13 protein-coding genes and 2 pseudogenes are annotated in these 12,876 nt (G+C 61.7%); 8 read left to right on the forward strand and 7 right to left on the reverse strand.

The genetic code is table 11. The annotated features are described in order from the left end of the window. Both AC1RRW_RS02905 and AC1RRW_RS02910 read left to right on the forward strand, forming a co-directional pair. The coding region (locus AC1RRW_RS02905; RefSeq protein ID WP_492899036.1) for a hypothetical protein at window positions 1-189 on the forward strand (189 nt) is incomplete at its 5' end. Next, complete coding sequence (locus AC1RRW_RS02910; RefSeq protein ID WP_492899037.1) at window positions 120-275, forward strand: nucleotidyl transferase AbiEii/AbiGii toxin family protein; 156 nt, start codon at window positions 120-122, stop codon at window positions 273-275. The genes AC1RRW_RS02905 and AC1RRW_RS02910, both read left to right, overlap by 70 nt. 13 nt (window positions 276-288) lie before the next feature. Here the strand turns inward: AC1RRW_RS02910 and AC1RRW_RS02915 are convergent, their stop codons facing one another. Further along, window positions 289-1,206 (reverse strand): DUF6615 family protein, encoded by a 918-nt coding sequence (locus AC1RRW_RS02915; protein ID WP_492899038.1) that lies wholly within the window; start codon window positions 1,204-1,206, stop codon window positions 289-291. A gap of 132 nt (window positions 1,207-1,338) precedes the next feature. On the opposite strand from AC1RRW_RS02915, the gene AC1RRW_RS02920 reads away from it, so the two are divergent. Continuing rightward, entirely contained in the window at window positions 1,339-2,343 is a 1,005-nt protein-coding gene (locus AC1RRW_RS02920; RefSeq protein WP_492899039.1) for a hypothetical protein, read from the forward strand. A 126-nt stretch (window positions 2,344-2,469) separates the two neighbouring features. Here AC1RRW_RS02920 and AC1RRW_RS02925 read toward each other — a convergent pair whose 3' ends face one another. The 4 genes from AC1RRW_RS02925 to AC1RRW_RS02940 all read right to left on the reverse strand — a co-directional run bounded on the left by AC1RRW_RS02925 (window position 2,470) and on the right by AC1RRW_RS02940 (window position 5,929). Beyond that, the gene (locus AC1RRW_RS02925; RefSeq protein ID WP_492899040.1) at window positions 2,470-2,751 is read right to left on the reverse strand and encodes an OB-fold nucleic acid binding domain-containing protein; all 282 of its coding nucleotides are present in this window, start codon (window positions 2,749-2,751) and stop codon (window positions 2,470-2,472) included. A 109-nt stretch (window positions 2,752-2,860) separates the two neighbouring features. Then, complete coding sequence (locus AC1RRW_RS02930; RefSeq protein WP_492899041.1) at window positions 2,861-3,955, reverse strand: GTP pyrophosphokinase; 1,095 nt, start codon at window positions 3,953-3,955, stop codon at window positions 2,861-2,863. A gap of 217 nt (window positions 3,956-4,172) precedes the next feature. After that, window positions 4,173-5,087, reverse strand: coding sequence for a nucleotidyl transferase AbiEii/AbiGii toxin family protein (locus AC1RRW_RS02935; RefSeq protein ID WP_492899042.1), 915 nt, complete (start codon window positions 5,085-5,087; stop codon window positions 4,173-4,175). Next, the gene (locus AC1RRW_RS02940; protein ID WP_492899043.1) at window positions 5,087-5,929 is read right to left on the reverse strand and encodes a type IV toxin-antitoxin system AbiEi family antitoxin domain-containing protein; all 843 of its coding nucleotides are present in this window, start codon (window positions 5,927-5,929) and stop codon (window positions 5,087-5,089) included. Before AC1RRW_RS02940 ends, AC1RRW_RS02935 begins: the two co-directional genes overlap by 1 nt. Window positions 5,930-6,495: 566 nt before the next feature. On the opposite strand from AC1RRW_RS02940, the gene AC1RRW_RS02945 reads away from it, so the two are divergent. The 4 genes from AC1RRW_RS02945 (at window position 6,496) to AC1RRW_RS02960 (ending at window position 11,720) form a co-directional block, all read left to right on the forward strand. Beyond that, window positions 6,496-8,775, forward strand: coding sequence for a hypothetical protein (locus tag AC1RRW_RS02945; protein WP_492899044.1), 2,280 nt, complete (start codon window positions 6,496-6,498; stop codon window positions 8,773-8,775). A gap of 328 nt (window positions 8,776-9,103) precedes the next feature. Next, a complete protein-coding gene (locus tag AC1RRW_RS02950) occupies window positions 9,104-10,048 on the forward strand; it encodes a toll/interleukin-1 receptor domain-containing protein (protein ID WP_492899045.1) in 945 nt (314 codons plus the stop codon). Between the two features lie 9 nt (window positions 10,049-10,057). Beyond that, on the forward strand, window positions 10,058-10,282 hold the full coding sequence (locus AC1RRW_RS02955) for a hypothetical protein (RefSeq protein WP_492899402.1): 225 nt from the start codon (window positions 10,058-10,060) through the stop codon (window positions 10,280-10,282). 472 nt (window positions 10,283-10,754) lie between these two features. Beyond that, the gene (locus AC1RRW_RS02960) at window positions 10,755-11,720 is read left to right on the forward strand and encodes an integrase arm-type DNA-binding domain-containing protein (RefSeq protein WP_492899046.1); all 966 of its coding nucleotides are present in this window, start codon (window positions 10,755-10,757) and stop codon (window positions 11,718-11,720) included. Between the two features lies 1 nt (window position 11,721). Here AC1RRW_RS02960 and AC1RRW_RS02965 read toward each other — a convergent pair whose 3' ends face one another. Beyond that, entirely contained in the window at window positions 11,722-11,952 is a 231-nt protein-coding gene (locus AC1RRW_RS02965; RefSeq protein ID WP_492899047.1) for a helix-turn-helix transcriptional regulator, read from the reverse strand. Window positions 11,953-11,970: 18 nt separating this feature from the next. Here AC1RRW_RS02965 and AC1RRW_RS02970 point away from each other — a divergent pair. Next, window positions 11,971-12,402: pseudogene (locus AC1RRW_RS02970) on the forward strand (DDE-type integrase/transposase/recombinase); the annotation flags it as partial. Window positions 12,403-12,570: 168 nt separating this feature from the next. On the opposite strand, the pseudogene AC1RRW_RS02975 reads toward AC1RRW_RS02970, so the two are convergent. Continuing rightward, window positions 12,571-12,732: pseudogene (locus AC1RRW_RS02975) on the reverse strand (integrase); the annotation flags it as partial. Window positions 12,733-12,876: the final 144 nt, after the last annotated feature.

Here is a 12,876-nt window from a genome sequence, read left to right on the forward strand (position 1 = left end):
GGCCTCGCGCTCTGCGCCGCTTCCTCAAAAATCGACCAGACGCTGATCACGAACCTCGTCGCCGAACACGGCCGCGACGGCTTCCTTGCCGCCTGGCTCAACGCCCGCGGCACCGGCTGGTGCGGTTCGCGCTCGAACGGCTGCTCTATCGCCTGTCGATCTCAGCGCGTCGGGACCGCTCCGTCCTGAAGGGCGGCATGCTGGTCACGGTTTGGGTGGCCGACTACAATCGGGTGACGCGGGATGCAGACTTTCTTGGACACGAGCAGGTTTGATTGCACCTGAAGGTTAGCGTCGGCTCAGTTCCTGAATCTGCGCAAAATCCGGGTCGCTGCGCTTCATCTGGGTTGAGAGGATGACGCGGGGACGTCGCAATTCCCTGCGATCTTTTGCGCTCACTTTTCCGGCTATGGCGCGCCGGATACCGAGCGGGATTTGATTTGTTGGCCGTGCTTCTACGCGATCCACGCCGCTACTATCTTGAACAGGCGCAATATCGAGCTTGCGATTGAGACGCTCCGCGATGATGTCCGGGTGGAATGCGCCCGTCATCCTCGGCAAGGTGAAGGCATCGCCGTTGATGGCAAATAGCGTCGCGTCATCGGGTGGCACGTTGGGCGCTGCCGCCACAAATGTTGTCGGCCAGCAGAGGATGTCGGATAGTGGCATGAAATGCTTGCGCCAGGCGTCGATCTTCTTTGCCTTCTTGTCGCAGCCGCCCTTCACCACCAATGCGACGTGATGGGCGAAGACGAGATTGATGCCTTCGACGGCCGGCAAGGTTGCGGTTTTAGCGGCGAGCGCCGAGGTGGGATTATAGAAGATATAGATCGGGAACGCTGTTCCGGCCGCATTGACGAGCGTTTGCGCTTGGTCGCCCTTCGGGGTGCCGTAGTCGAGATGGTGATAGTACCAGTAGCCGCCGGCTTTCAGTTTGGTGAAGTGCGCCCGTTTTGCCTGAAGGACGAGGCGCAGATAGGAGCCGCCGTTGAGCTCCAGCGGTGCGGCGAAGATCCACTCCATATCGCCGCCGGTCGTCGGCTCGTCCGGAAAGTCTACCCGAATTCCGAACGGCTCGAGGCCGACCAAGCTGGCCATGAGGACGTCGGTAATCGACTCTTCACGAAAGTTGCGTGTGAGGCTGCGATCACGCTCAAGTAGTTCAGCGACGCGCGGAGGGAAGGAGTGAGCAAGTTCACAAAGCATGGGATAAAAATTTCCGAACGGGGCACTTCTTATATTGGTCGTGGCAATGGATGAGGGTGTCTACGTCAGGAGACGATTCGAGATACTCGATCAGAATATTGAGAAGATTGATATCGGCCTGTGGGGGTGAGAGTGAGTGAAACGCTAAAGGGCATCAAGCTCATCGATATTGTTGCAACAACTACGTATCCGATCGTTTCGGCGTATGAGTACGAGTTTCTGAAGGGCGAGGAGGTGGTTCGGAAATTTCTAAAGAATGCCACGATCTATTTCATCCTCCAGCGACCGCTCATGTTCTTCGACAATCTCGTTGCCGATGATGGCGAACTCACTTTCGATATCGTGGACGGGGTAAATCAACCATTGCACTGCAAGGTGGGGCTATCCGCTCTCGGGTTTCCCAAGGACGAAGAGGGGCTGCTGAAGGCCCAATATTACCGAGAGCCTGCGAGCAAGGAGCCTCCGTTCAGAGACGTTGCGGCGTTTCAGATACTTAAAAACGACGAAACGTTCGTGGCTTGGGAAACTCCGCAGAAGATTCTCTATGAAGCGATCGCCAACGGGTTGCCTGTGTCGATTGAAGGCGATGTTGCTCCATTCCTCGAATATCGCGTGCATTACATTGGCCAGGCATTCTCGCAACGCGTTTGGCAGCGTCATACCGGGCACGAGAAGCTGCAGAAGATACTCACGCTGGAAGAGCCGTTAAGCGCGCTAACGACCCGTCCTGCTTTGGAGATCTCGATCCTTATGCTGTCGATCATCGGGATGGGCGATAATCCCATCTTTCCGTATTCCGGCTTTCCCGAGCTGGATGGCGTCGAGCCCATTGTCCACGAGTTTGACTTTGAAGACGATAATGAAAGCTTTGAGAAATTCTACAATCCGCAACTGTTGCCAGGCGCGCATGAGCTCACCAATGAGGTCGAGGCGAAGCTGATCAATCTCTTCAAGCCGGAATATAATGGGACGCTCTTCAAGGAGTATCCGAACATCAAGAGCGGGACGAGATCGAAGGGTTACTCGGACAGCCATGTGACAATCGAGAAGCTTCCGGCGATCCTCGTTACAGATCACTTCCAGGAGGCGCCGATCATCTTCGGACAGGGCCCGCGAGAGCTGGGAGCGCAGGGCTAGCGGAAATTGCGTGATTTCGGCGAAGCTCGTCGGTATGGCCGTAGTTGTTGCTGAGATCGGCGGGCGCATGGCCCGAGCCGGTCGCTCGCGCGGATCGCATCGCCGTTGCGAAGCTGATCGCTGTGGCTATGGGGCAGGGGGAACGTCTCGCGATTTTCCGACGCTGGCCGGCGTGTCGGAGAGATCGGGCAGGCGATGCGCGACAAGTCGGACGATATCACCCTTGCGCTGGATGCCACCGTAGACGCCGAGCATGCGGCTCGCCAGCACAGTGCGCCGGAATTTCTCAAAGGTCTTTGCCCAGACCACGAGATTGGCGATGCCGGTCTCATCCTCCAGGGTAACAAGAGCACGCCCTTGGCGCTGCCGGGCCGCTGGCGCTGCGGGATGGCCGATATCTCGGGGCACTTACCTCGAATGGCTAAAGCACTGACGAGGCCGTCTGCTCAATATCACCTATAAGGATGGCCGCGCGTTCGATGTCCCGCTAGTGCGGTTCGCGCTCGCGCGAGGGTAGTCATTCATGTTCCCGGACTTCTGCGGCTTGCCATTCGTCGAATGTCGCTCGCGCGCGGTCGGTCAGCATGGAGCCGAACTTGGCAGAATCGGCTGCGTAGAGACAGTGCCTCATGACCGTGAACGGGTTCATCGCGCCGCCGTCCGCTCTCGCTTCGAAGTCAGTCTTGTATCGCCGGACGTCGCCGATCGTCTCCTTCATGTAGAAGTTGAACTTGCCCCGCGAAATCCCAGGAGCGAGCTTCGTGATTTCCTGTGTGAAGCCATCGATCTTGTGGGGCTCGAATTCCTCGTCTTTGAAAAAGTGCCTTGCGATGCGGAGCAAGCTGAACGCGTCGAGAGGAGTGTAGCCGCCCGGTCTCTTTCCAGTCGGCGTCGAGACGGGCTCAGGTTCGGGGTTCGCGCTTTCTGCCTCGATCGTGCCGTACTCCTCGGTGCGATCCAACGCCTCGGTTGTTCCTTCGCGGATTGCGCGGAACTCGCGATCCGCGAGTTCGAAGAGGGCGGCCAGAGTGTTGATGCGCCGCTTCAGGTCGAGGGGGATGGATTTCTTGTACTTGATCTTATGATCCAGCACACTCCAGGAATCCTGAACCACCGTGCGGATCTGTAGCTCGAAGGGATAGTCGGCATAGGCCGCATACTCCTTCATGCCGCGTCTGCCCTCGGTGAGCCTGAGGTCCATGTGCAGGCCTTTGTAGCCGAAGGCGTTGTCCGTTCCCTGCATCTGAGCTGTCTTGTCGGTGATTTCGATAACCTCGAACTCGCTGGAGACGAGATCGCGGACCCGCTCGACGTCGTCCTCATAGAAACAAACAATCCGCAGCCCTAGAAGGTCGGTGATGTGGTCTCGGATCGAATAGGGAGTCTTGGAGCTTTCCAGCGCCGTTTGGTATTTCCGACGGAACTTGCTGAGGCACTCCTCGCGATCCTTCACGCGCCCCTCCACCTTGGCCGCAGCGATGGCCGGATCGGTGGCAAGAAGCGAGCGGAGAAGCGTCTCCATCGTGGCCTTGGCGGAGGCCATCGTGTCGCGGGAGGTGTCGTAGAAGTCCCTGAAGACGATCTTCTCGTTCTCGTAGTCCAACGAAGGCATGCGTCGCCCCTTCTTCGCATTCCAAATGCATGACGCTTCTATAGTTTGAGATGCTTCTACATGGAATGGCGTGCCGGCAGGGTCGGGCGTTTCGCTGCTAGTCGGCTCCAGATGCGTCGGCGGGTCAATGGAGCGTAGATCGCCAGTTCGTGCGGCAGGATGATGCAGCCCAGCGCGACCGCATGATGGCCATCGCGCATGAGCGCCGGCTTTTTGGCTATCTAGCCAGAACCTCTTCAAGCTGTTTCACCAGCGTACGCCGCTTCTCGGCACTCAGGCTGTCGAGATTCTGTTGGCGCCATCGCACGGCCGGCAGATCAGCGGCTGCCCCCAAGCCGATTGTTGACCAGTCGGGCTCGCCTCGCTCGAACGCCAACAGGAATTGGCGGTGAGCATCAGGCATGGAGCCAACGATTTCGCTGATCAGCGCTTCACGAGCTGCCAGAAGGTCGTCGAGCTCGACCGGTTGCCGCGTCATGCCGACGAAGCCACGCTCGAATTCAGCTGCGATGTCTTTGCGCCGGACCGCCAGCACCTCGGCCATGGGGCGGTCGTGGCTGATGAGGTAGACGAGGAAGGCCCGGCGCAGTGCTTCGTCGATGCCTTCATTGGCCAGCAGATCGCGCACGTCGAACAGGTCACGCGGATGCTGTCGGTCCAGCGCGGCGACGATCTTTCCGGCAAACAGATCGGGGAGTGAGACGATCCGCATTTCCGCAAAGCCGAACTCGTCTTCGACGTTGGCTGAGACAGGACGCGCCTTAGGCTCGAACACGCAGCCCCGCAGGACCGGCGTGACTTCGATCTTGATCTGCGCACTATCGCTGCGAACGACGAGCTTGGTGACGACATTTTCGCGCGAGCGCGAAGGTGCAACGCGGGCGCCGCGAACGGCCTCAGTGATGCGCTCCGCGATACGAGTCATTGCCGCATCGATTGCGGCCAGCGAGATCGCACGATCCTGAACGGGCAGATAGGTGAGGTCGATATCGACCGAGAGCCGAGGCAGGTCGCGGATGAAGAGATTGATGGCGGTACCGCCTTTCATCGCGAAACACTCTTCCGCTGCGACGGAAGGCAGAGTGCGGATCAGGAGCGCGACCTGGTTTCGGTAAGCGTCGGCGAACGCCATCAGCGCGCCTCGTCCAGTTCTTTCGGCACGGTGATCTGGTAGGCGGGATCGAACCGTCCCTCCTTGACCAACATGCGTTTGCCCGAGCCGAGATCGACCGCTGTACGCTCGACGTGCTTGAGCCATGCGTGGCGATGTCGATCGGCAAAGAAGAAGAAGAGGCGCTTCACCTTCACGCTTCGGCAGCGGACAAGCAGCGTCTGCAGCCGCCGCGGAGCAAGGTCGCTCAACCCCTCCATCAGCATGTCGACCTGATGGAAGCTTTCATGATCGGGCAGCTCGTCGAGAAGCTCGAGGATCGCGCGTTCGGGTGCTGAAACCGTTAGCGGCCACTCCCATTGTCCCCAGGCAAGCGAGCGCAGCCCCGCATCCTGGAGAGACTGATCGCCTTGCTTGCCAGCCCCCGGGACGAGGGGAGGGAAGTCAACCTCGTCCAGGTCGCTCCCAAAGAGCGGTGTGCTGTTGCGGTAGACGAATTGCTCCTTGAGTGGCAGCGTAGCGAGCCAGCTCGGCGGCTTCGTCGGCCCGTGGAGATGGGCCTCAGAACCGCTTTGCGAGAGGTAGTGGGCATAACCCTGCAGTTCGAGGGCTGTTCGGCCACCGACGGCAAGGCGATGGTCGAGGAGCGTCTGGAGCGAGATGACGACCTGCTGCCAGCTCAGTTGCCCGCGGGGGCGTCGATAGACCCGGCGTGCCGGCTGTTCGAGCCAGCCTGAGGCGACATATTTGGCGCGCAGGGAAGTGGAGTAGCCGCGGGCGGAAAGCCAAGCGGAATCGACGAGCAAGCCCTCCGGGAGGAGGCGCTCGAGCTGCTTTAGCTTTCCTGCTCTTTGCTCACCCATGGTGAGCTTTTTAGCCGATATTCAAACCAAAGGCCAGTTTGAAGATATGCTGATAAGCGTCCAATAGGTTGGCAAAATTCGCTTAAGGCAAACCTGGTGCTCCTTCGTCTTGATACAAATCCTCGAATCCTGGCGGCCTAAACCGCGGTTTTGTATCAGCCAACCGGAGAGACCTGGTCAGCCTCATGTTCCTCAACCGCCAAGGCTAGGGCGCTTGCCCATTCCAGCGGTGAGCACGAGGTAGTCTCAACCAGATTGCGACGGTCGTGTCGCCTGGATCGCAAGTTGGCGGCCTTGCATTTTGGATCAAGGCCGGAAACGCGATCGACCGGCACCGCAAGCCATTCCACTGACAAGCGTTGTCACGAAAACGGCAATGGAAGTCCCTTCATCGACAGGAGGATGACGGCGCGAGAGAATCGAGCCATTGCGCGCTACCTCCCGCAACCCGTGACGACCGCCTACCGCCTATGTCTATCGAATGGAATGCTCAGCTTCTCTCCACTAAAATCGCAGGCTTCTGCCACAAGCGCCTGACACCTCTACTAAATGCCGACACGGATCGGATGAAATCCTATCTGCTCGGCCTGATCGCCCATCGCGAATACCCGCCGGCGAGGGGCCGCGGCGTCGACTGGAGAGCCATCGCCGAGAGCTGCGGCATCGCCCATCCACTTCTGGTTCAGGTCAAGGAGGAGGTCCGGCCAGCCCTGGACGCGATCGTCCGGGCGCTCGACGCCGCCGTGCGAAGGGAGTTCGAGCCGCGGGCGCGCGCCAAGGTGGGGAGCGGTGATGCCCGCCCGATGTCCCAACGGGCGAGAGGCGAGAAGGCGACCGCCATCGCCCGGCTTCAGCCGGACCTGTTCGGGGCGCCGGCGTCGGCCGACACCCGGCAATCCTCGCCTCGCCAGGAGCGGAAGCGCGGCGTGAAGCCCAAGCCGGTGGAGGAATTCCCGCAGCCCGCGAATGGCGATTGGGAAGACCCGCCGACTTTCCGCGAGGCGCTGGCGCTGCACATGCAGCGTCACGGAGAAAGCTATTGGCATCTTCATCGGGCGGTCGTCCGCGCCGACGAGACATTCGACCTCCAGACCATCCGAAGCTGGATTCAGGGGGCGAAGGCGCCGGTCAGCGTCGCGAGCATGGAAATCCTGCGCCGGATCGAGCGCCGCTATCGGCTGCCGGAAGGGTATTTCCACGCCAAGCTGCCTCACCAAGGTCGAGCGGCGAGGGGCCATGAACTGGAAGGCATCGACGCCTCGGAGCGGCGACGGCTGGCGTGGCATCTGCCGGACAACTTCAACTTCCTGCCGCCGACGGAGCGAGAAAGGATCGTCGAGTGGGTCCGGCGCGTCATCGTCAGCGGCGCAACCGACTATCGCCGCTTCCAGGCCGCCGCGCTCAAGCAACGCTATGCCATCCGGTTCCCGGGCGTGGCCTACGGACGATCGGAGCCCGCACATGGCTCCGGTAGGAACGACGACGCATCCGACCAGGGTATGCCGGAGACCGATCCCGACCTACTCTCGGGCGTCGTCGACGCGCCGCCGCAGCTCACCATGGAGATGGCAGGGCTGGTCCGCTTCAAGACGTCGACGCTGACTGCCGCCGGCCTTCAGCGGAACGGCGTCTGGGGTGAAGAGACCACCTCGCAGAAGATCGAGCACCTTGGCCTGATGCTGGGTGCGCTGGCGGCCTCGCCGAGAGGAGCCGTGCGGGGTTACGGCGTTCCGCTCCAGCACCTGACGTTGGGGCTGCTCGTCTTCCCCGGCGTCTGGGATTGGTACGTCCAGTGGCGCGAACGCCGTCGCGGCTTCTACACCGCCTGGGAGATCGACATGCTCCGCATCGCTCTCGCCATCACGCGACAGGAGACGGGCTGGCTTCGACAGCACGGGCAGCTCGTCCATCGCGTCCGTCCGATTCCGGGGTTGGTCTCGCCGGAGGAGATTGAGCGGGCGAAGGCCGATTGGGACGGCGCCTGCGACACATTCTTCAAGCACGCCACAGGTCGCGTGAAGGAGATCCAGCGCGTCGCCCGCGTCCACCGCGACCCGTTCGAGCCGATCATGCCCGTCCTGGAGGCGCCGAGCCCGGTCGGAGAATACCGCAAGATCACCGAGGAGATTCTGAAGCGGATGCCGGATCCCACGCGCTATCCGCGTGGCGCCGCGGAGGCGGTCCGTTCGTTCCTGTTGCTGCGGCTCGGCCTGCATCTCGGGCTTCGGCAGAAGAACCTCCGGCAGCTGATGGTCTGCCCTCGGGACCAGTTTCCACGCTCCGAGCGCCAACTGGAGGACATGAAGCGCGGCGAGCTGCGTTGGAGCGACCGGGACGGTGGCTGGGAGGTCCTGATCCCGTCCGTGGCCTTCAAGAACGCCAACTCGTCGTATTTCGGCAGCAAGCCGTTCCGGCTGGTGCTCCCGGATCTCGGCGGCCTCTACGACCACATTGAGACTTACATCGTCCGGCACCGTCGGATGCTGCTGTCCGGCACAGAGGATCCCGGCACCTTCTTCGTCAAGACGGTGAAGCAGACGAGCACCGACCCCGCCTACGACCAGACGACCTTCTACGAAGCGTGGCGGCTGACGATTCAGCGCTACGGGATCTATAACCCCTTCACCGGGCGGGGAGCGATCCAAGGCCTGCTGCCGCACGGGCCGCACAACGTCCGGGACGTGCTGGCGACCCACATCCTGAAGCAGACCGGTTCGTACGAGCAGGCGAGTTACGCGATCCAAGACACCCCGGAGATGGTGCAGAACCACTACGGTCGCTTCCTTCCGCAGGACAAGGCCGCGCTGGCGGCGAAGATCCTGAACCAGGTCTGGCAGGCGGCATAGGGCGCAGCCTTGGGGCGAAAGGCGCAGCCCCTTCCGACTTCAGGTTGCCGAGGCGCTGACCTAGCCTCGTCGGGTGGAGGGAGTGCGCTGGACGGATGGGGAGAAGGAACTCCGGTGATCGGTCTTGGTCTCTTCAGGTGCGGGGACACCAAGCACCGACTCCGCCTTCGACAGCCCATTCCCCCCGTCGGTACAGCCATCCGCGCCTGCCGTAGCCGAGCCGCGTGCAAAACCCTGGCAAGGGCCGCCGAGGCTTGGCATATGAGTTCCCCTTCGGGTCCCTGTCCACTCCCAGGCCCATCCCATCGATTGGAGCCCCGGGATCGGAATGACTGACTTCTTCATCAGCTACACCGGCGTCGACAAGCGCTGGGCCGAATGGATCGCCTTCATCCTGGAGGAGGAGGGCTTCACCACGGTCGTGCAGGCATGGGACTTCCGGCCCGGTAGCAACTTCGTGCTGGCGATGCAGCATGCGGCGTCGACCGCCGACAGGACCGTCATGGTGCTGTCGGACGACTACCTCCGGTCGGAGATGGCGGCTCCCGAATGGGCGAGTGCCTTCGTTCAGGACCCGCAAGGGTTGGAGCAAAAGCTGCTTCCCATCATGGTCCGAGCCTGCCAGCCTCAGGGACTGCTCAAGGCCGTCGTCCAGGTTCGCATCATGGGCATGGACGAGGCTACCGCCCGCGATGCCGTCCTCGCCGGCGCCCGGAGAACCCGCGCCAAGCCTTCTACACGCCGCGCGTTTCCAGGCTCGGCCTCGGCCACCGACTATAAGGCCTTCCCAGGCCCGGACACCGCGTCGAGCCAGCCGAGCCGGTCCGTGCTCCCGAAGCTCAAGGTGCCGCTGACCGACGCCGATCGGCGACGCTTCGCGAAATCGGCGTTCGCGACGATCAGGGCCACCTTCGGCACGAACCTGGAGCAGGCCGTGAAGGGCGACGGCCGCCTGGACTTCGACATCACGGATTCGACGGCGACCGACTTCAGGGCCGAGCTCTTCCTGGACGGCTCCAGCAAGGGGACCTGCCGGATCTGGCTGGGCGGGATGATGGGCGACAACAACATCTGCTTCGCGGAAGGCAGGATGTCAGGCGACGGCTGCAACGAGATCCTGATGCCGGCCACCGGCGGCGACGAGCTGTCGCTTTCGGCGACGATGGCGATGGGCTACTCGGACTTCGAGCGGCAGACGGACATGAAGAGGCTGACGCAGGAGCAGGCTGCGGACTATCTGTGGGAACGGTTCACCAGGGCGTTTCGACGGTAGCGGCGCGTGATGTCGGGAAAGATCTACGCCAACCTGACGGATCAGACGCTGGCCCAGGTCTTCGCGGCGACGCCCCGCGACAGGATCGTGATGCCATGTCGCGGGCAGCCAGAGCATCCCATCCCCTTCGCCAAGGCCTTGCCGGGACAGCAGGCTTCGGCCCTACTGCGGCTCCTTCTCGGGCAGTCGGCCGGCAAGCTGATCGTCGACCGGCCGGAGCGACCTCGACAATAGGTATTGATTTAGTCGTTATGACGGTACTTTGTCGGAAGGCTGGCTTCGATCTTCGACGCTTACGGCGAGCCCGAAATGGCCGATAGATGCCGATAGTCCACAGAATTTTTTCTGGCCGACCGTTGCTAAAAACTTAGTAAAATCAATAGGCTAGCTTTTTGACGGCTTCGCTCGCGGTACTTGGCGCGCAAATAAAAATTTTCCCTAATGAATTCAAATATTTAGACTAAGAAAAATAGTAGAGTGGGAATGAATTGTGGTCGTTTCAGACCATCTCGCTCCGTGCCGAAAATCGCACGACCTCGTTGAATAGTAAGGATAATTTTCTTACCCCGTATCGCTGCATGTCACCCCAACCCAGCCACTTTGTTGATAGCGATGTTGGTATGGCGCAGGATGGTCGAGAAACGGGCTTTCGCTACCAACAACCCCTTTGTTGGTATCCGTTTGCCCCCAGACCGGATGCGGATTCATGGGCGATCTCACTGATAAAAAACTGAAAAATCTGAAACCGAGCGCCAAGCTCTACAAGGTGACGGACCGCGAAGGGATGCACGCGGCCGTCACCCCGACCGGGGTCATCTCGTTCCGGTATCAGTACCGGGTGAACGGACGGCAGGAGGTCTTGACCATCGGCCGGTATAGCGCCGAGGCGGCGCGCAGGCTGACACGCGCGCCCGACGCGCTGGAATACGGAATGGAGGTGTCGCTTGCGGAGGCGAGGACGCTGCTGGCGCGGGCGCGGCGTCAGGTCGAGCGCGGCGAGTCGCCGTCGAAAGCCAAGGTAGAGAAGCGCACTGCGTCAGCCGAGGCGTTTACGTTCGGCGGGTGGGCGGAAGCCTGTTTCAAGCACAAGCCGATCCCAAGTCGGGGGCCGAGAAACTGGCTGACAGCACCTTGGCGATGCGCCGATCCGTCTATGATCGCGCCATCGCGGGAGAGTTGTCGAAGCTCAAGCTGGGGGAGGTCACGCCGCAGCGCCTCAAACGTCTGTGTGACGAGGTTAAGGAGAAGCGCGGGCCGGCCGTCGCTTGGTGCCAGACGATACCTGCATCCCGGCCGGTACGATGGCGATACGCCGATCAGCAACGCCACGCTCAACCGCGTGATCGACATGGTCGTGGAGCGCATCCGGGAGACTGATCCTGACTTTCAGAGCTTCGGTGTTCACGACCTGCGCCGCACGTTCTCGACCGGCCTGAACCGTGCCAAGTTCGATGATCGCTGGATCGAGATGAGTTTGGCCCACGCGCCTCGGAACCGGATCGCGGCCATCTACAACGTGAACCGCTACCTCGCCGAGCGGAAGATCATGCTCCAGTGCTGGGTTGATATGCTCGACGCTTGGGTGAAGGGCGAATCCGCGAAAGAGTTGATCGCCGACGCGAAGAGACGTGTCGCCGAGGTCCACGACGATGAACTGGACGACGATCTCTGAACTACATGCGGCCCGCGTCCATTCTGTCAGTCGTTGTTATTGGTGGCCGCCAGCCGGCGGGATCGGCGATCCAGCGGTCGATGTGGGATTCATGCCATCCCGCGCCGTTGACGCTGATCCTGAGTTGGGGCGGGAACGTGCCTTCCGCGATCTTGCGGTAGATGGTGGACCGGGACAGGCCGGTGCGGGCGAGAACGGTTTTCAGGCGGACGATACGGTCTGGTTCAAGCATGGTTGCGCTGCCTCCTGCTGGCTGTGTCTGGCCGTCGTCATCGACCTCTTCGCCCGGCGCGTCGTCGGCTGGGCCACCAGTGACCGCCTGCACAAGGAACTGGCCCTGTCGGCGCTACGCCGAGCCATCGCCGTGCGGCGTCCGCCGGCGGGGCTGATCCACCACGCCGACCGCGGCAGCCAGCACTGCTCCCTGGACTATCAGGCCGAGTTGCGCCGACACGGCATCCGGATCTCAATGTCGGGCAAGGGAAACTGCTTTGATAACGCCATGGTCGAGACATTCTTCATGACGCCGAAGACCGAACTCGTCTGGCGCACCGTCTTCCACGGCCGGGCCGAGGCGACCACCGCGATCGCGCGATACATCGACGGCTTCTGCAATCCCGTCCGGCGCCATTCGGCGCTCGACTTCATCAGCCCGCTTCAGTTCGAAGGCCAAGCCGCGTAAAACGAAAAACGCTCTCCACAAAGGCGAGGCAAGTCCAGTCGGTCCGACGCAGCGGCGCCAGCATGGCGGCGAAGGCCTCGGCTTCGGCCAGATGCGCGAGATCGTGCAGGCCAGGTTCATCCGGGCGTAGCTGGCGCCGAGCGAAGCCAGGTGAAGCTGATAGCGCCGCAGATCCTCCGGCTCGGCCCGGTCCGGCGGCAAGCCGAGGAAGGCCGTGAATTCACGGACCTGCCGGACATAGTCGCGCTGCGTGTGCTCGCCAAACCGGCGGATGGTCATGTCCTCGATCATGCGCTGGCGCAGCGGAGTGACGGTGACGGGATCGGTCATGGAGGCCTCCGAGGATCAGGGGAAACGACCCCGAAACCCTCGGATGCAGCGCCTCACCGGCGAAATCTCAGCGATGACCACGCCTTAGCGCCCTCCCGCGAGAGCGGGTTAGTCCCGTGGCGCATTTGGAGTGCAGCGCCGACG

Source organism: Allobosea sp. GW821-FHT12C12, assembly GCF_058807355.1.